15 protein-coding genes and 1 other RNA gene are annotated in these 22,180 nt (G+C 55.6%); 7 read left to right on the forward strand and 9 right to left on the reverse strand.

Annotation, left to right across the window (positions count from 1 at the left end; all coding sequences use genetic code 11):
- Positions 1–99 precede the first annotated feature (99 nt).
- From pmbA to ACI43T_RS05280, 4 genes are all read left to right on the forward strand, one after another.
- Entirely contained in the window at positions 100–1,431 is a 1,332-nt protein-coding gene (gene pmbA, locus ACI43T_RS05265) for a metalloprotease PmbA (protein WP_293276502.1), read from the forward strand.
- Positions 1,432–1,507: 76 nt separating this feature from the next.
- Positions 1,508–2,356, forward strand: a complete 849-nt coding sequence (hpnD, locus tag ACI43T_RS05270; RefSeq protein ID WP_405385742.1) for a presqualene diphosphate synthase HpnD — start codon at positions 1,508–1,510, stop codon at positions 2,354–2,356.
- On the forward strand, positions 2,353–3,675 hold the full coding sequence (gene hpnE / locus ACI43T_RS05275; RefSeq protein ID WP_009173941.1) for a hydroxysqualene dehydroxylase HpnE: 1,323 nt from the start codon (positions 2,353–2,355) through the stop codon (positions 3,673–3,675). The genes hpnD and hpnE overlap by 4 nt, the downstream gene beginning before the upstream one ends.
- Before the next feature lie 108 nt (positions 3,676–3,783).
- Positions 3,784–4,326, forward strand: coding sequence for an RDD family protein (locus tag ACI43T_RS05280; RefSeq protein ID WP_405385743.1), 543 nt, complete (start codon positions 3,784–3,786; stop codon positions 4,324–4,326).
- Between the two features lie 344 nt (positions 4,327–4,670).
- Here ACI43T_RS05280 and gloB read toward each other — a convergent pair whose 3' ends face one another.
- From gloB to purL, 4 genes are all read right to left on the reverse strand, one after another.
- Positions 4,671–5,420 carry a hydroxyacylglutathione hydrolase gene (gene gloB, locus ACI43T_RS05285; RefSeq protein WP_405385744.1) on the reverse strand — a complete coding sequence of 250 codons (750 nt, stop codon included), beginning with the start codon at positions 5,418–5,420 and terminating at the stop codon, positions 4,671–4,673.
- Between the two features lie 24 nt (positions 5,421–5,444).
- Entirely contained in the window at positions 5,445–6,551 is a 1,107-nt protein-coding gene (locus ACI43T_RS05290; protein WP_405385745.1) for a hypothetical protein, read from the reverse strand.
- A 355-nt stretch (positions 6,552–6,906) separates the two neighbouring features.
- Positions 6,907–7,692: an HNH endonuclease gene (locus ACI43T_RS05295; protein ID WP_405385746.1), complete on the reverse strand. Its 786-nt coding sequence runs from the start codon at positions 7,690–7,692 to the stop codon at positions 6,907–6,909.
- Positions 7,693–7,989: 297 nt separating this feature from the next.
- Positions 7,990–11,886 carry a phosphoribosylformylglycinamidine synthase gene (gene purL / locus ACI43T_RS05300; RefSeq protein ID WP_405385747.1) on the reverse strand — a complete coding sequence of 1,299 codons (3,897 nt, stop codon included), beginning with the start codon at positions 11,884–11,886 and terminating at the stop codon, positions 7,990–7,992.
- A gap of 342 nt (positions 11,887–12,228) precedes the next feature.
- Between purL and ACI43T_RS05305 the strand changes: the two genes are divergently transcribed.
- On the forward strand, positions 12,229–12,567 hold the full coding sequence (locus ACI43T_RS05305; protein ID WP_009173947.1) for a P-II family nitrogen regulator: 339 nt from the start codon (positions 12,229–12,231) through the stop codon (positions 12,565–12,567).
- A gap of 54 nt (positions 12,568–12,621) precedes the next feature.
- Here the strand turns inward: ACI43T_RS05305 and ffs are convergent.
- An RNA gene (ffs, locus tag ACI43T_RS05310) (signal recognition particle sRNA small type) lies at positions 12,622–12,718 on the reverse strand.
- Between the two features lie 318 nt (positions 12,719–13,036).
- Here ffs and ACI43T_RS05315 point away from each other — a divergent pair.
- Positions 13,037–16,870, forward strand: a complete 3,834-nt coding sequence (locus tag ACI43T_RS05315; protein WP_405385748.1) for a DUF3683 domain-containing protein — start codon at positions 13,037–13,039, stop codon at positions 16,868–16,870.
- Between the two features lie 74 nt (positions 16,871–16,944).
- Here the strand turns inward: ACI43T_RS05315 and ACI43T_RS05320 are convergent, their stop codons facing one another.
- From ACI43T_RS05320 to ACI43T_RS05335, 4 genes are all read right to left on the reverse strand, one after another.
- Positions 16,945–19,302: a hypothetical protein gene (locus ACI43T_RS05320; protein WP_405385749.1), complete on the reverse strand. Its 2,358-nt coding sequence runs from the start codon at positions 19,300–19,302 to the stop codon at positions 16,945–16,947.
- A gap of 165 nt (positions 19,303–19,467) precedes the next feature.
- Positions 19,468–20,502 carry a dihydroorotase gene (pyrC, locus tag ACI43T_RS05325; RefSeq protein WP_405385750.1) on the reverse strand — a complete coding sequence of 345 codons (1,035 nt, stop codon included), beginning with the start codon at positions 20,500–20,502 and terminating at the stop codon, positions 19,468–19,470.
- 82 nt (positions 20,503–20,584) lie between these two features.
- The gene (locus tag ACI43T_RS05330; RefSeq protein ID WP_405385751.1) at positions 20,585–21,175 is read right to left on the reverse strand and encodes an NMCC_0638 family (lipo)protein; all 591 of its coding nucleotides are present in this window, start codon (positions 21,173–21,175) and stop codon (positions 20,585–20,587) included.
- Positions 21,176–21,193: 18 nt separating this feature from the next.
- On the reverse strand, positions 21,194–21,415 hold the full coding sequence (locus ACI43T_RS05335; protein ID WP_009173951.1) for a sulfurtransferase TusA family protein: 222 nt from the start codon (positions 21,413–21,415) through the stop codon (positions 21,194–21,196).
- 103 nt (positions 21,416–21,518) lie between these two features.
- On the opposite strand from ACI43T_RS05335, the gene ACI43T_RS05340 reads away from it, so the two are divergent.
- Positions 21,519–22,124 (forward strand): CNP1-like family protein, encoded by a 606-nt coding sequence (locus ACI43T_RS05340; RefSeq protein WP_039850794.1) that lies wholly within the window; start codon positions 21,519–21,521, stop codon positions 22,122–22,124.
- Positions 22,125–22,180: the final 56 nt, after the last annotated feature.

Here is a 22,180-nt window from a genome sequence, read left to right on the forward strand (position 1 = left end):
ATTCTAGCATGAGACGCCCGCCGCTGCCGCGCGGAATACATTTTTGCCGAGGCCGTCTGAAAACGGTTAAAATGCGGAAAATACTTTGGAAATGCCGTTATGCTGTTCAACCATACCCCCGACGAACTGACCGATTTATGCAGCCGCACGCTCGCACTTGCCAAGAAGTACGGCGCAACGGCGGCGGAAGCCGATTTCAGCGAATCGCTCGGCCAAAGCGTGAGTGTGCGCTTGGGCGAAATCGAACAAATCGAGTTCCAGCAGGACAAATCGCTGGACATCACCGTCTATGCCGGCCGTCGCAAGGGCCGCGCCAGCACCGCCGACTTTTCAGACAAGGCGCTGGTCGATACGGTCAGGGCGGCCATCGACATCGCGCGCTATACCGCCGAAGACGACTGCGCCGGCTTGGCCGACGCGGATCTGATGGCGGACAAACCGATTGACCTCGACCGTTATCACGAATGGGATTTGAGTGCGGAAGAGGCGGCGGCTTTGGCAAAGCAATGCGAACAGGCGGCGCTGGATTCGGACGAACGTATCGAAAACTCCGAAGGGGCGGATGTCCAGACCGGACATTACCAATACGTCTACGGCAATTCCCACGGCTTTATGGCGCACCAGCAAGGTACGCGCCACGGCATTTCGTGCAGCGTGGTCGCCGCCGACGAACAAGGCATGGAACGCGACTACTGGTACGATTCTGCCTGCTGCCATCAAGATTTGGAAACCCCCGAACAAATCGGCCGCACCGCCGCCCTGCGCACCGTGCGCCGCCTCGACAGCCGCAGTATTCCGACCGGCACCTATCCCGTCTTGTTCGACACGACGATGTCGGGCGGCTTGATCGGCCATCTGGCGGGCGCGCTCAGCGGCGGCGCGCTCTACCGCCAAAGCAGTTTCCTGATGGACAGCATCGGCAAGAAAATCCTGCCCGATTTCGTCAACCTGCGCGAAGAGCCGCATATTCCGCGCGCTTTCGGCAGCTGCTGGTTCGACTCGGAAGGCGTCGCCACGCATCCGCGTTTCGTCATCAAAAACGGCATTGTCGAAGGCTACTTCCTCAGCAGTTACAGCGCGAGGAAGCTCGGTATGCAAACCACCGGCAACGCGGGCGGCCCGCACAACCTCTATCTGGCCCCCACCCATGCCGCCCAAGCCGACCTGCTCAAAGAAATGGGCACGGGCCTGCTGGTTACAGAATTGATGGGACAGGGCGTCAACACCATCACCGGCGACTACTCGCGCGGTGCGGCGGGATTCTGGGTAGAAAACGGCGTCATTGCCCATTCCGTCCACGAAATCACCATCGCCGGCCGCCTGCAGGACATGTACCTCAACATCGCGGGCATCGCCGACGACGCCCTGCGCCGCTCGCCCAATAAAATCGGTTCGATACTGATTGCCGAAATGACCGTGGCGGGCGCATGAGGCCGTCTGAAAATTTGTTGCCCGCCCCGATTCGCTATAAAATCCCCCGCTTTTGCAACCCAACCCAGGACACGCCGTGCAACCGCTCGAATATTGCCGCCTGAAAGCGGCGGAAAGCAAATCCAGTTTCCTTTCGGGATTCCGTTTCCTGCCGCAGGCGCAGCGGGAGGCGATGACCGTGCTGTACGCTTTCTGCCGCGAACTGGACGATGTGGCCGACGACAGTTCCAATTCCGCCGTGGCGCAGGCTGCGCTCAACTGGTGGCGCGCCGATTTGGCCAAAGCATTTACGGAACAAATGCCAGAACATCCTGTCAATCAGGCATTGAAAACCGTATTGCGCAGCTTCGCGCTGCCGCACGGGGAATTCAGCGAATTAATCGACGGGATGCAGATGGACTTGGAGCAGGCGCGCTACAACAGTTTCGACGATTTGAAGCTCTACTGCCGCCGCGCCGCCGGCGTGGTCGGCTGCCTGATTGCGCGGATTTTGGGCTTTACGCAGCCGCAGACGCTGGAATATGCCGACAAAATGGGGCTGGCGCTGCAACTGACCAACATCATCCGCGACGTGGGCGAAGACGCGCGCAAAGGCCGGATTTACCTGCCGGTGGAAGACATGCAGCGTTTCGGCGTACCCGCGTCCGTCGTCATGCGCTCCGCACCCACGCCCGAATTTGCCGCGCTGATGGCGTTTCAAATCGGCCGCGCCCGCGAAACCTACCGCCAGGCCGTATCGCTGCTGCCCGCCGCCGATAAGAAATCCCAAAAGGTCGGCCTGATTATGGCGGCGATTTACTATGCGCTGCTCAACGAAATCGAGCGTGACGGCGCAGAAAACGTGCTGACCTACAAAATTGCCATCCCCTCGCCGCGCAAAAAGCGCATTGCCTTGAAAACCTGGTTATTCGGATTCAGACCATGAATGACACCCAACGACCGAAAATCGCCGTCATCGGCGCAGGCTGGGCGGGGCTTTCCGCCGCCGTGCAACTTGTCGGCCGCGCCGACGTAACCCTGTTCGAAGCAGGAAAACAGGCCGGAGGGCGCGCCCGCTCGCTCGAAAACAGCAACGACAGCTTCAGCTTCCTCGACAACGGCCAACACATCATGATAGGCGCGTACCGCGGCGTGCTGACCCTGATGGAACGCATCGGCGTCCGGGCGGAAGAGGCCCTCGTGCGCCGCCCGCTGCAATGGCACATTCATGAAGGTTTGCAGTTTCAGACGGCCTCCCTGCCTTCGCCGTGGCACATCGCCGCAGGCATACTCCGGGCCGACAACATCCTGCTCGCCCACAAAATCCAACTGCTGCGCGACATGGCCGCGCTGCAACGGCACCACATGCGCAAACGCCCCGACGTCCCCGTTGCCAAATGGCTGCGCGACCGACGCACTTCGCGCAAGCTGCTGGCCGAGTTCTGGCAGCCGCTGGTATGGAGCGCGCTCAACACACCGCTGGAAGACGCCGGCCTCAACACGCTCTGCAACGTGCTGCACGACGGCATATGGGCGGACAAAACAGGCAGCGACTACCTGCTGCCGAAACGCGATTTGGGCGGCATCGTCGCCGCACCCGCGCTGGATTACCTGAGGAAACACGGTGCGTCCGTGCGCCTCGAAACGCGCGTTCCGCCGCTGGGCAATCTGCCCGACGGACGGGTCGACGTCAACAGCGAAGCCTTCGACGCCGCCATTCTGGCCACCGCCCCCTACCACACCGCCATGCTGCTGCCCTCGTCCACGCCGGAGTATATTCAGACGGCCTACGACCACCTCCGCTATCACTCCGTAACCACCGTGTACCTGCGTTACGCCAAGGACGTCAAACTGCCCGCCGTGCTGACGGGGCTTGCCGACGGCACGGCGCAATGGCTGGTCAACCGCGGCGCGCTGGGGCTGCCCGCCAACGAAATCGCCGCCGTCGTTAGCGTGTCCGACCGCCTTCATTTGAAAAACAGCGAGTTTGCGGAAAAAATCCATGCCGACGTACTGCGCGTCTGTCCCGACATCGGCGACCCCGTTGCCGGACGCATCATCACCGAAAAACGCGCTACCGCCGCCTCCCTGGCCGGCCGCACCCTGCCGGATTTCGCCTGGCTGCACCACCGCAACATCTATCCCGCCGGCGACTACCTGCACCCGCGCTATCCGTGTACGCTGGAAGCGGCGGTGCAATCCGGCGCGGTAACGGCGGATTTGTGTCTGAACGAATTGCGCGCCAGCCCGCTCAACCTGTTTTAATCCATCCGCTTCCCGCAACCGCCCGAGGCCGTCTGAAACGGCGCCGTCGCGCAGCCCGAATGTTTCCGCCCGTTCAGACGGCCTGTTTTCCGTTTTAAAAGATCCGCCATGACCACACTCCCCCCCGCCCCCGTCAAGCGCCGCCTTGCCGCCCTGATGTACGAATTGCTGCTGGTCGGCTCCGTAACCGCGGCCGCCGCCATTGCGGCGGGTATCGCCGCCATCCGCCTCAATCCCGTTTCCCATCGGCTCGCTTCGCTGACGGTATGCCTGCTGATGCTGGCCTGCTGGTGGTATTACTTCAAAATCAACTGGCACAAAAAAGGCCGGACCCTGCCGATGCAAGTCTGGAAAATCGGCCTCTGCAACCGGCAAGGCGTGCGGCCGCCGCTGCACCAGCTCCGCCTGCGTTTCATCTGGGCCTGCGTCTTCATCGTGTTCGTCCCGCTTCTGGCTTACAGCGGGCTGCGCTATTGGGGCCAAATTCCGCCCAAAGGCGCATTCGGCGCGGCCTTAATCTGGCTGATACTGCCGTGGGGGTTTGCGTTTTTCAATCCCGACCGGCAGTTTCTGTATGATTTTTTGGCCGGAACGCGGCTGGTGGACTTGAAAGCAGCGGAAGAGGAAAAGAAAAAAGCGAAACGGGTTTAATATATTGAAATATCTAAAAAACAGTAACGGCCATATTCAGTAATCCCCCTCTCCTGACCGGCAGGAAAGCGCGGCCCTACGGCCCCTATGAATTTGGTTTTCTGCAAGCCCCCAAAGCTACCCCACCCTAACCTTCCCCCGCCAAACGGGAAAAGAGACAAGATTGCCGTTGCGGCATAGAGGCCGTCTGAAATCCCATTGCCGCCATGCCTTGCATGGTTTTATTTTTGAGCGATTCCACGCTATATATCGGCCAAAGAGGCCGTCTGAAAATATTTTCAGACGGCCTCTTTGGCAATGATGCCTGATTTGCGCCGTTCCTGCCCGCCCTGTTTTCAGACGGCCTAAAAACGGTTTTTCAATTCCCGCAGCGCGGCGAACACTTCCAAACCGCTGTTCAGACCCCGCCCCGCCAGTTCTTCCGCCCGTTCGCGGACTTGGCGGAAATCAACCCGCAGAAACGGATTGATTCTGCGTTCGTGCGCGAGGGTAACGGGCAGGGTCGGCGTATGCTCCGCCGCGCGTAAAGCGGCCTGAATATCGGGATTTTCCGGTTCGATGAATCCGGCGAAACGCAGGTTGGCGGCGGTGTACTCGTGTGCGGGATAAAACAGCGTTTCTTCGGGCAACTGATTGAATCTTTGGAAACTGTCGTACAACTCTTCTATCGTCCCCGTGAACACCCTGCCGCAGCCGGCGGAAAACAAAGTGTCGCCGCAGAAAACGTGCAGGCCGTCTGAATTTTCCAAAAGATAGCTGACGTGGCGGCCGGTATGGCCGGGTGTCGCCCACACCGTAACCAGACCGTCTCCGAAAGGAAACTGCGTGCCCGCCTTAACCGTATGCGTTGCCGCTTCGATGTCTGCCTCGCCGTACACAAGCGATTCCATAAAGCTGTTTTTAAGGGCTTTCACGCCGCCGATATGGTCGTGATGCGGATGGGTAATCCACGTTTGCGCCAGCATCAGGCGGTTGCGGACAAGGAATTTCAAAACGGGCGTGGCATCGGACGGATCGACGCAGGCGGCGTGGTTGCCGTCTTGTATCATCCAGATATAGTTGTCGTTTAAGGCATGGATTGGAGTGATGTTCATAAGGTCTCTTCTTGTTTGGGGGTTTCAGACGGCCTCTAAATAATCTTCGGCATTCGGACTTCTGCCGAACACGGCTTCATGCGCCTGACTGATGGTCAGCCGGTTGAACATCAGCCGCTGGGTTTGGTCGCCGTCGATAATCCTTACCCTGCCTTCCAATTTCGGCGCGTCGTGGTGGAAAGTGTTTTTAAACGCAAGCCAGCGGTCGGTTTGCAGGTGGACGACGGCAAACATATCGTGCGAAATATTCACGCCGACGCTGATGAGTTTCGGCGAAGCCTGAAGGCAGAAACTGCTGTCGCCGAACAGGCACAGCCCCTCGTTTTCGGCATAGCGGAACAGCTCAATTTTCACCGCATCGGGTTCGGCGAATATGGTGCAAAACAGCCGCTCAAACAGCGACGGCTGCGCCACGCCTTCGCTCAACATACCGTAAAGCCCCGCCAGCCAATCGACATAGCCGAGAAACGAAAAACGGTAGTTTTGCATGATGGCTTCGATGCGGCTGGGATCGCGCTTGCTGATCAGGCGCACAAACTCAAACCCGACCTCCGGCAGCCGCGCCCGAACGGCCTCATGCAGGCGGTGGGCAAACAGGTTTTTATGGTTGTGCGGATTGCGCAGGATGCCGAGGAATTTCAGCCGCAATATCCGCCACAATGCTTCGGGAACTTTGACCGTATCGGGTTCGCCCGTTTTCAGACGGCATTCGGGCAATGTGCGCAGATGGTTGCAGGCTTCTTCGTAACCGCTTTCGTGGCGGTTGAACCAGCTTTCCAAATTGTACTGGTTGGCGGTGTTTTCGACGAAAGTCAGCGTGTAAAGGTTTTTTGCCGCCAGATTGCCGATGATGTTGACACTCGCCGCCGCACCGCGATTTTCGTTCCCGCCGCGAACCTTGTCGCCGGAGCGGGAGCGTCGGGCGGCAGCCGGTTCGCGGAACATGGACAAAGGCAGCTTGTAAACATTCTGATTCTGCGGGCTGACCTGCGGATTATGCGCGTGCTGCCGCTGCTCGGTTTGGGCGATATAGTGGTGTTCCTTGGTCGGATTCGCCGTCAACAGCGCATAAGGCTTTTCGCCGCATTCGGAAAATTCGCAATCACTGAGGATAAAGGCTTGTCGGGTCATAGTGTCGTGAGAGGCCGTCTGAATGTGCCGATTATAGTTGATGGGGAGCTAAGGGGGATTATACGGAATGATGCTTCTGCTTGCAGAATACGCCGATAGAATGCCGATAGTGGGAATCCAAAAACACTTCGCCGCCGTCATTCCCGCGCAGGCGGGAATCTAGAAGTTTGGATTTACAGTAATCTTTAAATATTTCTGAAATATAGAGGTCTGGATTCCCGCCTGCGCGGGAATGACGGTAATTGGTTAGTATTTGTACGCAAAAGGACGCAAAAAGGTCGTCTGAAAACAGGTATAGCGGGGTTCGCTAAATCGTTTTCAGACGACCTTAAGTCAACGGATTGTTCAACACTTTCTATTCTTCTTTTTGGAAAACATGGTTGCGGTGATACTCGAAATATTTTTCGCTTTTCGGTCGAATTTTTAATTTCATATCGGGAGAAATTCCAAGCCGCTTTTGATTTTCCAGATCGATTTTCGGACTGATTTTTATCGTACCGTCGGTCTCAAACGTAATCAGACCGCTATCGAATAATGCGTCGATATTGGGGGCGAGCATCAGACCATTGAAGGGATCTAACCTCTCTTCATTATTGCACTTGCTCCAAGGTTTGATATGGCTGGCAATAAGTAAAGACCGAACATCTAGATCTGTCAGTGGACAGCTCGGATACAGTTCGAGTAGTTTTTGCCGGAATCTGCCTTGCCCTTGACGGGCTTTTATTAAGGTTTCGATTTCGGTTCGTTTTTCTGGTTCAATTTCAGATGCTAATTGTTCTTTGAGTTTACCGAGATCTTGTTCCAAAGATTGGGTTGAGTTTATTTGAAAATTTGTTGGTTTGTATAATTCAAATATTCCTCCTTTTTTCCACCATAAAAAGTCTTGGTGCATTGATTCGTGATAATGCTTCCTTGAGTTTGAATTAACACTAAGTACATACAAAGAAGCACGTGTATCATCATTATAGTCAGGAGTAATCTGCCATTGGTTTTTTAGTTCTTCAATCTGTTCATCTACATCTTTTACCTTAAATTGTGTTTTGCCCATATCATGCAGATGTAAGACGATTCTTTTTATAATTTCTATTGTCCCATCAATATGTTCTCCATTGATCCGTGCGGAATATTTTGTTTTTGCCATTTAAGTCTTCCTACCAAAGTTAAGTTTTCTAATTTAATTATTTTGGGTAATGCATTGATTTTCCTATGACCGTCATTCTTGCGCAGGCGGGAATCCAGAAGTTTGGATTTACAGTAATCTTGAAGTATTTCTGAAATGCAGGGGTCTGGATTCCCGCCTGCGCGGGAATGACGGCGGTCGGTTCGGTCTTATACGCAAAAGAACATATAAAGGTCGTCTGAAAATAGGTATAGCAGAATCCACTAAATCGTTTTCAGACGATCTTTTCTTTAAAGCCGAATCAAATCAGCCTGCCGGTTAACCCAAAGCCTTCCTTGCTCCGGCGAAGAGGCGGTACCAGCCGGACAGTTCCGTCCAGTCTTCCGGTTTCCAGCTCATTTGTGCGGCGCGGTACACACGTTCGGGGTGGGGCATCATGATGGTAACGCGGCCGTCGGCGTTGGTAACGCCGGCGATGCCTTGCGGCGAGCCGTTGGGGTTGAGCGGGTAGGTTTGGGTAACCTGGTTTTGTCCGTCGACGTATTGCAGCGCGATGCCGAGACCGTCTGAAATTTTGCCGCCGTGAAGCGCGAAGTCGGCGCGGCCTTCGCCGTGGCTGACGACGACGGGCAGGCTGGAGCCCTGCATTTCGTTCAGGATCAGGGAGGCTGATTTGGGGACGTGAACCATGCTCAGGCGCGCTTCGAACTGTTCGCTCAGGTTGCGTTTGAACTTCGGCCAGCCTGCCGTGCCGGGGATGATTTCGGCGAGGTTGCTGACCATTTGACAGCCGTTGCACACGCCCAATGTCAGCGTGTCCGGGTCGGCGAAGAAGGCGGCGAACTGGTCGCGCAAGGCGGGGTGGAACAGGATGGATTTCGCCCAACCTTCGCCCGCGCCGAGTACGTCGCCGTAGCTGAAGCCGCCGCATGCTGTCAGCATTTTGAAGTCGGCAAGGTGGACGCGGCCTGCCATCAGGTCGGACATATGCACGTCGTAGGCATCGAATCCGGCGCGGGTGAAGGCGGCGGCCATTTCGATTTGCCCGTTCACGCCCTGTTCGCGCAAGATGGCGATTTTGGGTTTCGCGCCGCTGTTGACGAAGGGCGCGGCGATGTCTTCGTTCACGTCAAACTTCACGTCGGCAAACAATGCGCTGCGTTCGTTGTCGCCAATCAGGGCAAACTCGCTGTCGGCGCAGGCGGGGTTGTCGCGCAGGCGTTGGATGGCGTGGCTGGTTTCCTGCCATGCGCGTTGCAGGTCGGCGCGGTTTTGTTCCAACACGATACCTGCCTGATTGCGGATAACGATTTTTTCGTCAGTACCGATGGTGGCAACGGTATGCAAGGGCAGTGCCGCCGCTTTGAACAAGGCTTCTGCTGCCGCGACATCTTGTTTGGCGATTTGAATCACTGCGCCCAGTTCTTCATTGAACAATGCGCGGATGCTGGCTTCGTTGACGTCGGCTTGGTTGGCAACCAGTGAAGTCAAATCCACATTCAATCCGCAACGCCCCGCAAACGCCATTTCCGCCAGCGTCGCAAACAAGCCGCCGTCGCTGCGGTCGTGATACGCCAAGAGTTTGTCTTCGGCAACAAGCTGTTGAATCACGTTGTAAAACGCTTTCAGACGACCTGTATCGTCCAAATCGGGTGCGTCGCCGCTCATATTGTTATAGACCTGACCGAACGCCGAGCCGCCCATGCGTGCTTTGCCGAAGCCCAAATCGATAAACAACAATACGCTGTCTTCGACGTTTTTCAATTCGGACGTAACGGTTTTGCGCACGTCTTTGACAGGTGCGAACGCGGAGATAATCAGGCTCAACGGCGAAACGACGGATTTTTTCTCTTCGCCGTCTTGCCACACGGTTTTCATCGACAGACTGTCTTTGCCCACGGGAATGCTTAAGTCCAATGCCTGACAGGCTTTAGAAACCGCTTCGACGGTGCGGTAGAGTTTTTCGTCTTCGCCCTCGTTGCCGCACGCCGCCATCCAGTTGGCGGAAAGTTTGATATTGCCGATGTCGCCGATGTTGACCGCCGCGATGTTGGTGATGGCTTCGCCGACGCACATTCTGCCCGAGGCAGGCGCGTCAAACAGGGCGACAGTCGGTTTTTCGCCCATAGACATCGCTTCGCCGCGGTAGGTGTTGAAGCCCATCATGGTAACGGCGCAGTCGGCTACGGGGGTTTGGTATTTGCCGACCATTTGGTCGCGGTGGGTCATGCCGCCGACGCTGCGGTCGCCGATGGTAATCAGGAAGTTTTTAGCGGCTACGGTAGGCAGGCGCAGAACGCGGTAGGCGGCTTCGGTGATGTCGATGTCTTTGGCAGTGAATGGTTTTTCAGACGACCTCACGGTTTTGTCGCTACGCGTGGTTTTGGGCGGTTTGCCGAGCAAGACGTTCAGCGGCAAGTCGACGGGATTGTTGGAGAACAAATCGTCGCGTACTTTCAAATGGCCGTCGTCGGTCGCCGTACCGACCACGGCAAACGGGCAGCGTTCGCGTTCGCAGATGGCGCGGAAGGTGTCCAAATCTTTTTCCAAAATCGACAACACATAACGCTCTTGCGATTCGTTGCACCAGATTTGCAGCGGGTTGAGGCCGTGTTCTTCCAGCGGCACTTCGCGCAGCTTGAATACCGCGCCGCGTCCGGCATCGTTGACGAGTTCGGGGAAGGCGTTGGACAGGCCGCCCGCGCCGACGTCGTGGATGGAGATAATCGGGTTTTGGTCGCCGAGCTGCCAGCAGCGGTCGATCACTTCCTGCGCGCGGCGTTCGATTTCGGGGTTGCCGCGTTGTACGGAGTTGAAGTCCAAAGAGGCGTCGTTCGTGCCAGTGTTCATCGAAGAAGCCGCGCCGCCGCCCAAGCCGATAAGCATGCCCGGGCCACCCAGTTGGATCAGCAATGCGCCTTCGGGGATTTCGTCTTTGTGTGTTTGTTGTGCCTGAATGCTGCCTAGGCCGCCGGCGATCATAATCGGTTTGTGGTAGCCGCGAACCTGACCGTCGAACTTCTCTTCAAAAGTGCGGAAGTAGCCCAAGAGGTTGGGACGGCCGAATTCGTTGTTGAACGCCGCGCCGCCAATCGGGCCTTCAATCATGATGTCCAGCGGCGAGGAAATGTGTTCCGGCTTGCCGTAGTCTTGTTCCCACGGCTGTTTGAGGTCGGGAATGTTGAGGTTGGAGACGGTAAAGCCGGTTAAGCCCGCTTTCGGACGCGAACCTTTGCCCGTCGCGCCTTCGTCGCGGATTTCGCCGCCCGCGCCCGTTGCCGCACCCGCAAACGGTGCGATGGCGGTCGGGTGGTTGTGCGTTTCCACTTTCATGATGATATGCGTGTCTTCCTCGTGGAAACGGTAGCCTTGGTTTTCCGCCGCATTCGGATAGAAACGCTCGATTTTCGCGCCTTCGATCACGGACGAATTGTCTTTATAGGCAACGACCGTGCCTTCGGGATGCGCGTTGTGCGTGTCGCGTATCATGCCGAAGAGCGATTTCGGCTGTTTTTCGCCGTTGAGGATGAAATCGGCGTTGAAGATTTTGTGGCGGCAGTGTTCGCTGTTTGCCTGCGCGAACATCATCAGCTCCACATCGGACGGATTGCGCTGCAAAGCCTGATAGTTTTCAACCAGATAATCGATTTCGTCGGCGGAGAGTGCCAAACCCATTTCGGTATTGGCTTTGACCAAAGCCTCTTTACCGCCACCCAAAACATCGACGGTGGAGAAAGTTTCGGATTCGAGATGGTGGAATAATTTGGAGGCCGTCTGAAAATCGGGCAGCACGGATTCGGTCATGCGGTCGTGCAGCAAAGCCGACCATTGCTGTTTCTGTTTATCATTCAGACGACCTTCCAGCCACACCGCCATGCCGCGTTCGATGCGCTCTATGCCTTTCAAACCGCAGTTTTCCGCGATATTGGTCGCCTTGGAAGCCCACGGCGAAATCGTACCCAAGCGGGGCGTTACCAAAAATAAATGCAAGCCCTCGCGCGCTTCGGGCGTTTGTTCAACGCTTTGCGCCGCCAACAAGGCTTGCAGTTTTTCGACAGTCGCGGCATCCAATGCTTTCTCGCTGCCGACAAAATACCAAAATTCGCTTTTCAGTTTCACTTCGGGCAGACCGAGTGCGGCCGCTTTTTGCAAGAGTTTTTCAACACGGAAATCGGAAAGGGCGGTAACGCCGCGCAAGGGCAACACAACAGACATGATTCAGCTCTCAAATGCGGTTGGGAAAGGCTGTATTATACGCCGATAACGGTCGTAATACCTGAAAATAGAGGATAAATTTCATCTTGCACCGTATCGTCCTACCTGCCGCAATATCAGCCTGTGCCGCGGTTTGCCGCGCCGCCCGCAGCTGTATCCGACCGCCGTGTTTTTACTCGAAATGTTGACAATCCAACCACTTCCGACATCCGGTTTTCAGACGGCCTCCGATTGAATAAAGCCCCGCTTTATGCTAATTTCGGCAAACCGTCCGCATTTCCTGCGGCTGCCCATTTCAAGGCCGTCTGAAACTCCCGTCGGCACAACCCAAACAGGTGCACCATGAAAAAAATCGAAGCCATCATCAAGCCCTTCAAACTAGACGACGTGCGCGAAGCCCTCACCGAAATCGGCATCACCGGCATGACCGTCAGCGAAGTCAAGGGGTTCGGCCGCCAAAAAGGCCATACTGAAATCTACCGCGGCGCGGAATACGCCGTCGATTTCCTGCCCAAGGTCAAAGTCGAACTGGTGCTTGCCGACGAAGATGTCGAACGCGCCATCGACGTCATCATCGAAACCGCCCGCTCCGGCAAAATCGGCGACGGCAAAATCTTCGTGCTGCCGGTGGAAGAAGCCATCCGCATCCGCACGGGCGAACGCTCCGAAGCGGCGGTTTGATCCGGCCGGACAAAACAAAAACCTGTTTGCCTAAGCAAACAGGTTTTTTCATGAGGTGGCGAGCCGAACCCCCGGCACTGACGCATCGGAGTGGGCTGCTGGCTTCCGCCCCTGACCCGTTGTTCCGAATTGCCATGCGGGGAGGCCCGCCGTAAGAGAATGGCATTATAACGGCTTTTATCCGAAATACCAAGTATCGCGGCACAATATGCCGCCACTGCGGCAGAGGCCGTCTGAAATTTCGCTTCCCGGGCCGCCCGCCCGCAACGCAGGCTACGGATTGTCAACAAAAACCACCGCTCCGGCCGCTTCCCGCCGTCATCCGCGCCCGTCGGCGCAGTAAAATAAACCCTTTTTCCCATTGAAAAATAATGGAAATTAAACTACATTAACACCTTCCCTCTGGCCGCATTCCTGTTTTCAGACGGCCTCAAATACTAAAAAATACCGAACACCAAAGAACGCCACCATGACCACGACTACCGCCCCGCAGCGTATTCGGGAAATTCCCTACAACTATACTTCCTACACCGACCGCGAAATCGTCATCCGCCTGTTGGGCGATGAGGCGTGGCAGATTCTGCAAGACTTGCGCGGACAGCGCAGGACGGGGCGTTCGGCGCGGATGTTGTTTGAAGTGTTGGGCGATATTTGGGTGGTCGTGCGCAATCCGTATCTGGTTGATGATTTGCTGGAGCACCCGAAACGCCGCGCCGCGTTGGTGCGGGAAATGCGCCACCGGTTGAACGAAATCCGCAAACGCCGCGACGACAATCCGCAAGTCGATATATTGGTTGCGGCGGCGGAAAAGGCGGTCGAGCGTTTTGACGGCAGCTTTGACGAAACGCGCCAAAAGCGGCGGCAGATTTTGGAACGTTTGAGCAAAATCACCAAGCCGCACAATATTATGTTTGACGGGCTGGCGCGGGTAACGCACGTTACTGATGCGACCGACTGGCGCGTCGAATATCCGTTTGTCGTCGTCAATCCCGATACGGAGGCGGAAGTCGCGCCTTTGGTGCGCGCCTTAATCGAGCTGGATTTGGTCATTATCCCGCGCGGCGGCGGCACGGGTTATACCGGCGGTGCCGTGCCTCTGGATGCGAACAGCGCGGTCATCAATACGGAAAAGCTGGACAAGCATCGCGGCGTCGAATTTGTCGAACTGGCGGGCTTGGACGGCAAACATCCGATTATCCATTGCGGCGCGGGCGTGGTAACGCGGCGGGTGGAAGAAACCGCGCATCAGGCGGGTTTGGTGTTCGCCGTCGATCCGACTTCCGCCGACGCGTCCTGCGTGGGCGGTAATGTGGCGATGAATGCGGGCGGCAAAAAAGCCGTGTTGTGGGGGACGGCGTTGGACAACCTCGCCTACTGGCAGATGGTCAACCCGCAGGGCGAATGGCTGCGCATCGAGCGCGTGCGCCACAATTTCGGCAAAATCCACGACGAAGAAACCGCCGTGTTCGACGTTCACACGCTGGATTCAGACGGCCGCAATATCGTTAAAACCGAACGCTTGGAAATCCCCGGCCACAAATTCCGCAAAGTCGGTTTGGGCAAAGACGTTACCGACAAATTCTTGAGCGGCCTGCCCGGCGTGCAGAAAGAAGGTACGGACGGCATCATCACCAGCGTCGCCTTCGTGTTGCACACCATGCCGAAATACACGCGCACCGTGTGTATGGAGTTTTTCGGCACGGTCGCCACTGCTACGCCGTCCATCGTTGAAATCCGCGATTTCCTGCTCGCCCACGACAGCGTGCGGCTGGCGGGTTTGGAGCATTTGGACTGGCGTTATGTCCGCGCCGTCGGCTACGCCACCAAAGCGGCGGGCAAAGGACGGCCGAAAATGGTCTTGCTGGCGGACGTGGTTTCAGACGACGAAGCCGCCGTGCAGGCAGCCGCCGAACACATCTGCGAACTCGCCCGCGCCCGCGACGGCGAAGGCTTTATCGCCGTGTCGCCCGAAGCGCGCAAAACCTTCTGGCTCGACCGCAGCCGCACCGCCGCCATCGCCAAACACACCAACGCCTTTAAAATCAACGAAGACGTGGTGATTCCGCTGGAACGGCTGGGCGAGTATTCGGACGGTATCGAACGCATCAACATCGAGCTTTCCATCCAAAACAAACTCACCCTGTGCGCCGCATTGGAGCAATATCTTTCGGGCAAACTCCCCATCGACAAAATGGGCACAGACCTGCCGACCGCCGAACTTTTGGGCGAACGCGGCAAACACGCCCTTGCCCACGTTTCCGCCGTCAAAGCGCGTTGGGACTGGTTACTCGCCAATCTGGACACGCCGCTTGCCGACTACAAAGCCCGCTACGGCGCTGCCGTCCACGCCGCGCCCGAAGCCAAAGACGACGAGAGCTGTTTCACCGCTTTCCGAGATTTCCGCCTGCGCGTGTCCGTCAAAGAAGACGTAATGAAACCGCTCGCCGAAATCTTCAGCGGCAAAACCGACACCAAAATCATTGAAGGCTTGGGCAAAATCCACGCCAAAACCGTGCGTGGCAGAGTATTCGTCGCCCTGCATATGCACGCCGGCGACGGCAACGTCCATACCAACATCCCCGTCAATTCAGACGAAGCCCAAATGCTTCAGACGGCCTACCGTTCGGTCGAGCGCATCATGAAACTCGCCCGCTCGCTCGGCGGCGTGATTTCCGGCGAACACGGCATCGGCATCACCAAGCTCGAATTTCTGACCGATGAAGATTTGCAACCGTTTTGGGACTACAAAAACCAAGTCGATCCCAAGCACACCTTCAACCGTCACAAACTGATGAAAGGCTCGGACTTACGCAACGCCTACACACCGTCTTTCGAGCTTTTGGGCGCGGAATCGCTGATTATGGAAAAATCAGACCTCGGCACCATCGCCGATTCCGTCAAAGACTGCCTACGCTGCGGCAAATGCAAACCCGTCTGCTCCACCCACGTTCCGCGCGCCAACCTGCTGTACAGCCCGCGCAACAAAATCCTCGGCGTGGGGCTCTTGACCGAAGCCTTCTTATACGAAGAACAAACCCGCCGCGGCGTTTCCATCAAACACTTTGAAGAACTCATGGACATCGGCGACCACTGCACCGTGTGCCACCGCTGCGTCAAACCCTGCCCCGTCAACATCGACTTCGGCGACGTAACCGTAGCCATCCGCAACTACCTTGCCGACTCCGGCCACAAACGCTTCGCCCCCGCCGCATCGATGGGCATGGCATTTTTGAACGCCACCGGTCCTAAAACCATCAAAGCCCTGCGCGCCGCCATGATACAGACCGGCTTCCCCGCGCAGAACTTCGCTTATAAAATCGGCAAACTCCTGCCCGTCGGCACCAAAAAACAAAAAGCCGAACCCAAAGCCACCGTCGGCACCGCTCCGGTCAAAGAACAAATCATCCACTTCATCAACCGTCCTTTGCCCAAAAGCGTGCCCGCCAAAACACCGCGCTCCATGCTCGGCATCGAAGACGACAAAAGCATCCCCATCATCCGCAACCCCGCCGCGCCCGAAGATGCCGAAGCCGTGTTCTACTTCCCCGGCTGCGGTTCCGAACGCCTGTTCAGCCAAATCGGACTCGCCGTCCAAGCCATGCTCTGGCACGTCGGCGTACAAACCGTCCTGCCGCCCGGCTATATGTGTTGCGGCTATCCGCAGGACGCGGGCGGCAACAAGGCAAAAGCCGAACAAATGAGCACCAACAACCGCGTCGCCTTCCACCGCATGGCAAACACCCTCAACTACCTCGACATCAAAACCGTCGTCGTCAGTTGCGGCACCTGCTACGACCAGCTCGAAAAATACCGCTTCGAAGAAATCTTCCCCGGTTGCCGCATCATCGACATCCACGAATACCTGCTCGAAAAAGGCGTGCACTTGAACGGCGTGAAAGGTCAGCAATACCTCTACCACGACCCCTGCCACACGCCCATCAAAACCATGAACGCCACCCAAATGGCCAGCAGCCTCATGGGGCAGAAAGTCGTCTTAAGCGACCGCTGCTGCGGCGAATCCGGCATGTTCGCCGTCAAACGCCCCGACATCGCCACCCAAGTCAAATTCCGCAAACAGGAAGAAATCGAGAAAAACCTCAAAGAGCTGCCGCAGGGCGAACCCGTCAAAATGCTCACCACCTGCCCCGCCTGCCTGCAGGGTCTGAGCCGCTACGCCGACGACAACGACATGCCCGCCGACTACATCGTCATCGAAATGGCGAAACACATCCTCGGCGAAAACTGGCTGGACGAGTTTGTGAAAAAAGCCAACAACGGCGGCGTGGAGAAAGTGTTGCTGTAGGGCTTGGTCAATATACAAAAGGAAAAGGCCGTCTGAAAACATTTCAGACGGCCTCCACTCTATAAAAATGGCGGTTAACCGATAAACTGAGACGCCGAAACCTCCGCCTGTTCGTCAAAACGGGCAAACACATTCGCATTTTCCGAACCCGCCGCACGGTAAGCCAACGTATGCTCTTCAGCCTTATAAACCAAAGCCGAAGACGAAATGTCTGTATTATCCAAAATATTTTCCCATTTGAAATTTTCAGGATGGTCGCTGAAAAGCGTCCTCAACCTTCCCAGATCAAGAAAATCATCACGGCCGAAATCGGTAACGGTATCCACTTTGCCGGCGCGGATGTCTTCCGCCGAAAAAACAATCGTATCGCTGCCGCCGTTACCCTTGATGGTATCGCTGCCCAAGCCACCCCAAATAATGTCGTTACCTTTACTGCCGACAATGGTATCGTCACCGGCCGTACCTTTGACGGTAATAACGGCCTGATGAACGCCGTCGGCTGCGGACTGGATTTTCTCCGTACCCAAATCCACTACGGGATTTTCAGACGGCCTGTACACCGTATTTCCCTCCTCTTGCGTTCCGGTCATCTCGACACCTTTGACACTGACTATGCTGCCGTCTGCCTTTTCAGTTTGAACAATAGCCAAACTCATGCCCTCATCCGGGGCCACCGCAGGTTCGGTAACGGCAAATGGCGTACTGTCAGCATCCTGCGGATCGCTTTTGAGCTTGGCTTCGATGCCGTCTGAAAAACCGTCGCGGTCGGTGTCTGTTTTGTATGGATTGTTATAATGGCTATCAATACGCGAACCATATGAAAAATATTTTTCCAGCTTTCCAGTAGCATCTTTTTCATAGAAACTGGACATATCATGCTTTCCCCACCAATCTGATTGTTTAAAATCAAAAGAAATTGTGTTGTTATACTCCCCTAATCCGCTAAAAAGCCAGTTACCTGAGCTCACCCATTCCCCCTTAATTACATACGAATTGGTTTTATAGAGTTGTTTATCTTGCGTAATATCACTTTTATCAATTACAGGAGTTTTAGTGAATGATTCAGCCATATAACGTGCATTTTTTAAGTTATCGCTTGAATTATTATCAATTTTAAGGATAGCGGGATTGAATAAGCTACTATGTTGGAAATTAACAGACCAATCATATTTTTGCTGCATTGTGTGCGCAGCAAAATATTCTGCTAAATATCCACCTAATGAATGCCCCGTAGAATAAACATTTTTTGGATTTAAAGAATCTATAAATTGAGCAATATCATTCAAATAAGTAGCTTGCGTCGGGGTATTGGCAAATAGAATTTTCAAATCTGCCCAAATATCACTCAGACTAAATAATTGTGTTCCCCTAAACGCAACAACTACACTATCCAATTCTCCTTTTTCATTACGATTACCAAATACAGCATAATCCAAACCACTTCCCGGACTTTCGGCTTTGAGCAATTCCCATTTACCTGTCAATTCGGATACATCCGCGTAATTTACAAGTTCTTTTTGACTAATATATTTAGAGCCGTCTTCATGTTTTCCTCTAAACAAAGCTTCTAATGTTTCCTTATCTTCATAAGCCAACGAAGCAAACATCCGCAAATCACGTTCGGAAACGTTCCATTCTTTAGGTGCTCTGTCTATTACATCTATCAAACCGTCTTTATCGGTATCCCGTCCGTAGATAGATGAAGCAACTTTGTCGGGATTAAGTGTGATGACTTCCGCACCGGTATTCGGAAGGCTAAGATGCCGCCCGCCTGCTTTAGTTTCTGTTTGTACGGCAGCAACCGAATACTCCAACGAAGCCGTATCAAACGCCATATCCTCCGGAGAAGTAATACTGGCCGATGCTCCGTTCGGATAATAGATATGCGTGGTAATCTGCGCTTTTTCGGCAACAGGCGGGGTTTCGGGCGACGTTACCTTGCTACCTGCCGCCTCATCCGGTTTGGGTCGGGCAGGTGCCGTTTGGTCATTGTTATGGACAGGATTGTTTTCAGACGGCCTTTCCGCCTTATCGCCGTCGTTCTCCCGGTCATCCTGCTGCGGAACGTTTTTCTCGGATACCGGCTGTTTCTTAGATTCTCCACCGCCGGAGCTTTTCCCTGCCGCTGCCAATACTGCGCCCCCGCCAAGCAGTGCCGACAAGCCGAGCAGCATTTTGGCAGATACGGCGGACGCGGCGGGCTGCGGAATGGTGATTTCTTCGGCTTTAATCGGTTTGAGCGGAACTTCCTCCGCCAACATCTCTACCGTTTCGACAGTGGGAAGTCGGCTGACTTTCGTGTCGGCTTGAATGGGGAGCAATTCCACTTCGCCCTCCAGCATATTTTCGATATCTGCGACCGACGCATCTTCAAAAATGATTTGATTATCTTGCGGTAATTCAAAATCTGTTGCGGTATCCTTGATTGCCATCTCGTTTCCCTCTCTTGTTAAATTTAAAATTGAAATTATAAATTAAATTATATTTTTGTTAAATATGAAACATGACAATTATTCAGAATATAAAAAGGCCGTCTGAAAACATTTCAGACGGCCTGTCAGTATCGTTAAACCGGCCTGACTGCCGGTTCGAAATCTTCAATAGCGGACTGTCCAACCTATCTCGCCGCCCGCACGCATCGGGACGAGTTCGCCGTCGCCATAAGGGACGCTTGCGGGGACGGTTTGGCTTTGTTTGACGAGCGTTATCGTGTCGGTGTTTTCGGGAATGCCGTAGAACCTTGCGCCGTTTTTCGAGGCGAAGGCTTCGAGTTTGTCCAACGCGCCTGCTTTTTCAAACACTTCGGCGTAAAGCTCGATGGCGGTCATGGCGCTGAACACACCGGCGCAGCCGCAGGCGTTTTCTTTGGCGGATTTGGCGTGCGGCGCGGAGTCGGTGCCGAGGAAGAATTTGTGCGCCTTCTCGCCGGTAACGGCGGCGACCAATGCCTGACGATGGGTCTCGCGTTTGAGTACCGGCAGGCAGAAATGATGGGGGCGCACGCCGCCGACCAAGAGGTCGTTGCGGTTGAGCAGGAGGTGTTGCGGGGTAACGGAGGCGGCAACGTTGTCGCCTGCGTCCAAAACGAGTCGGGCGGCTTCAGCAGTGGTGATGTGTTCAAACACGACTTTGAGATTCGGCACTTGCGCCAAAACGGGTTTCATCACACGCTCGATAAAGGCGGCTTCGCGGTCGAAAATGTCAATTTCGGGGTCGGTTACTTCGCCGTGAACGAGGAACAGGATGCCCTGTTTTGCCATTTCTTCCAAAACGGAGATGAGTTTGAACAGGTCGGTTACGCCGGAATCGGAATTGGTGGTTGCGCCTGCGGGGTAGAGTTTGAAGGCGACGATGCCGGCGGCTTTGGCTTCGCGCACCAGCTCGGGCGTGGCTTGGTCGGTCAGGTAAAGCGTCATCAAAGGCGTAAACGCGCTGCCTTCGGGCAACGCCGCCATGATGCGCGCTTTGTAGGCAAGCGCGTCGGCAACGCTGACGACGGGCGGTTTGAGGTTGGGCATGATGACGGCGCGCCCCATCTGGCGGGCGGTATAGGGGGCAACGGCTTTGAGCGCGTCGCCGTCGCGCAGGTGCAGGTGCATATCGTCGGGGCGGGTGATGGTCAGGGTTTGCATAGGTGTTCCTTATTCGGAAGGGCTGTTTCGGGTTTCAGACGGCCCGAACGTATGACGAGGCCGTCTGAAAAAACGGTATGGCTCAGTCCTGCTCCAGTATCGGGGCGGAATGGTAAACCTGATGCGTGAGCATCAATGCCGCCTGAACGGGCAGACGGTCGGACGTCGAGGTATTGGCGGTCAGTACGGTTTCGCTGCCGCTGCCGGCGGGCCGCCATGCGTAGGAAAGCTGGCGGATGGGAAACGGCGATTGCGCGGCGTTGTCGGCACGCAATTCGACGTTTGCGCCCTGCGCCCCGCGTTTGACCAGTTCTTCAAACTGCTGCCGCACGGTGTTTTCGTCGGCCTTGGCGGTTTTGACGCTGCAACTGTCTGGCGAGAGGCCGAGGTAATAATCCGCGCCGTCTTTTTGAATCCGCCAAACGACCTGTACGCCCGATTCCATCATACCCGGAGGCAGTTTGTTCACTTCGTCCACCGCCAGCTTCTGCGCTTGGCGCGATTCAGCCCATGCCGTCACTTTGGCACCGTCGCCGCCGTTGGCTGCGCAGGACTGCTCAAACAGCGCTACGACTTCCCTGCCCTGCCGCTGCAACTGCTCCGGCGGCACGGTATCGGCGCGGCATCCCGCCAGCAGTATGCCGAACGATACCGCAGACGCGGCAATACGCATTTTCAGACGGCCTCCCGACTATTTATGCCGCATGACCAGCGTAAACACGCCGTCCGCTTCTGTGGATTCGAGCAGGATATGTCCCGTCTGACGGCAGAACGCTTCAAAGTCGCCCGGCGCGCCGCCGTCGGTCGCCAAGACGGTCAACACCTCGCCCGCCTCCATCTGCGCCAGTGCTTTTTTCGCCCGCAGAATCGGCAGCGGGCATCGCAGGCCGGTAACGTCCAAAATCTGTGTCATGGTATTTTTTTCAAAATTAAGATTGGGTTAATTATACCGCAGTTGCTTGCACCTGCACCTTCCAAACCCTACAATGGCCGTTATTTTCAAGATGGAGAATGCAATGCGACGCATCAGTCTGCTGGTTCTGGCCCTTGCCGCGGCCCATGCTTACGCCGCCGGTTCCACCGACAAAGACTCTCTGGTCAATACCCGCTACAAAGAGAGTGCCGCCGAGAAAAACGCGCGGGAATTTAAAGAGGCGGACATCCCCCTGCCCGCATTTCCCGATCCCGCACGCGGCAACTGGTTCGACATCTATGTCGACCGCAATTACGGAAAATCCCCGAAAATCCTGACCGACAGCATCGAAATCGCCCCCGACCGCAGCATCCGCTATGTGTTAAACGTCAAATCCGCACAAGGTTACGACAACCTGAGTGCGGAAGGCCTGTTTTGCGCCGACACTTCTTTCAGCTCCGGCAACAGCAAACGCTCGTCCTACAAAGTGTTCGGCTACGGCGACACGGTCAACAAACGCTGGATCAGCCCGCGCAACGGCACTTGGAAAGACATCGGTTCGACCATGAGCAGAAACGACGCGCTGCACACCGTTATCTATAAAACCTTCTGCGAAGACGGCGTCCCCTCTTCCGTCGACGCCCTGCGCGCTCGATTGACGCAACGCGCAGGCAGATACTCCCCTTCGCTGACCAACCGCGACAAATAAAGCCCAAAAGAAAGGCGGCAGGCCGTCTGAAAAATGGTTTCAGACGGCCTCTTTAA

Source organism: Neisseria oralis (genome assembly GCF_045062685.1).
GTDB lineage: Bacteria > Pseudomonadota > Gammaproteobacteria > Burkholderiales > Neisseriaceae > Neisseria > Neisseria oralis.

Bases quoted from the DNA above. Each gene is read 5' to 3' on its own strand.
- pmbA (WP_293276502.1), top strand. From the start codon at position 100: ATGCTGTTCAACCATACCCCCGACGAACTGACCGATTTATGCAGCCGC.
- hpnE (WP_009173941.1), top strand. From the start codon at position 2,353: ATGAATGACACCCAACGACCGAAAATCGCCGTCATCGGCGCAGGCTGG.
- ACI43T_RS05280 (WP_405385743.1), top strand. From the start codon at position 3,784: ATGACCACACTCCCCCCCGCCCCCGTCAAGCGCCGCCTTGCCGCCCTG.
- gloB (WP_405385744.1), bottom strand. From the start codon at position 5,420: ATGAACATCACTCCAATCCATGCCTTAAACGACAACTATATCTGGATG.
- ACI43T_RS05290 (WP_405385745.1), bottom strand. From the start codon at position 6,551: ATGACCCGACAAGCCTTTATCCTCAGTGATTGCGAATTTTCCGAATGC.
- ACI43T_RS05295 (WP_405385746.1), bottom strand. From the start codon at position 7,692: ATGGCAAAAACAAAATATTCCGCACGGATCAATGGAGAACATATTGAT.
- purL (WP_405385747.1), bottom strand. From the start codon at position 11,886: ATGTCTGTTGTGTTGCCCTTGCGCGGCGTTACCGCCCTTTCCGATTTC.
- ACI43T_RS05305 (WP_009173947.1), top strand. From the start codon at position 12,229: ATGAAAAAAATCGAAGCCATCATCAAGCCCTTCAAACTAGACGACGTG.
- ACI43T_RS05315 (WP_405385748.1), top strand. From the start codon at position 13,037: ATGACCACGACTACCGCCCCGCAGCGTATTCGGGAAATTCCCTACAAC.
- ACI43T_RS05320 (WP_405385749.1), bottom strand. From the start codon at position 19,302: ATGGCAATCAAGGATACCGCAACAGATTTTGAATTACCGCAAGATAAT.
- pyrC (WP_405385750.1), bottom strand. From the start codon at position 20,502: ATGCAAACCCTGACCATCACCCGCCCCGACGATATGCACCTGCACCTG.
- ACI43T_RS05330 (WP_405385751.1), bottom strand. From the start codon at position 21,175: ATGCGTATTGCCGCGTCTGCGGTATCGTTCGGCATACTGCTGGCGGGA.
- ACI43T_RS05335 (WP_009173951.1), bottom strand. From the start codon at position 21,415: ATGACACAGATTTTGGACGTTACCGGCCTGCGATGCCCGCTGCCGATT.
- ACI43T_RS05340 (WP_039850794.1), top strand. From the start codon at position 21,519: ATGCGACGCATCAGTCTGCTGGTTCTGGCCCTTGCCGCGGCCCATGCT.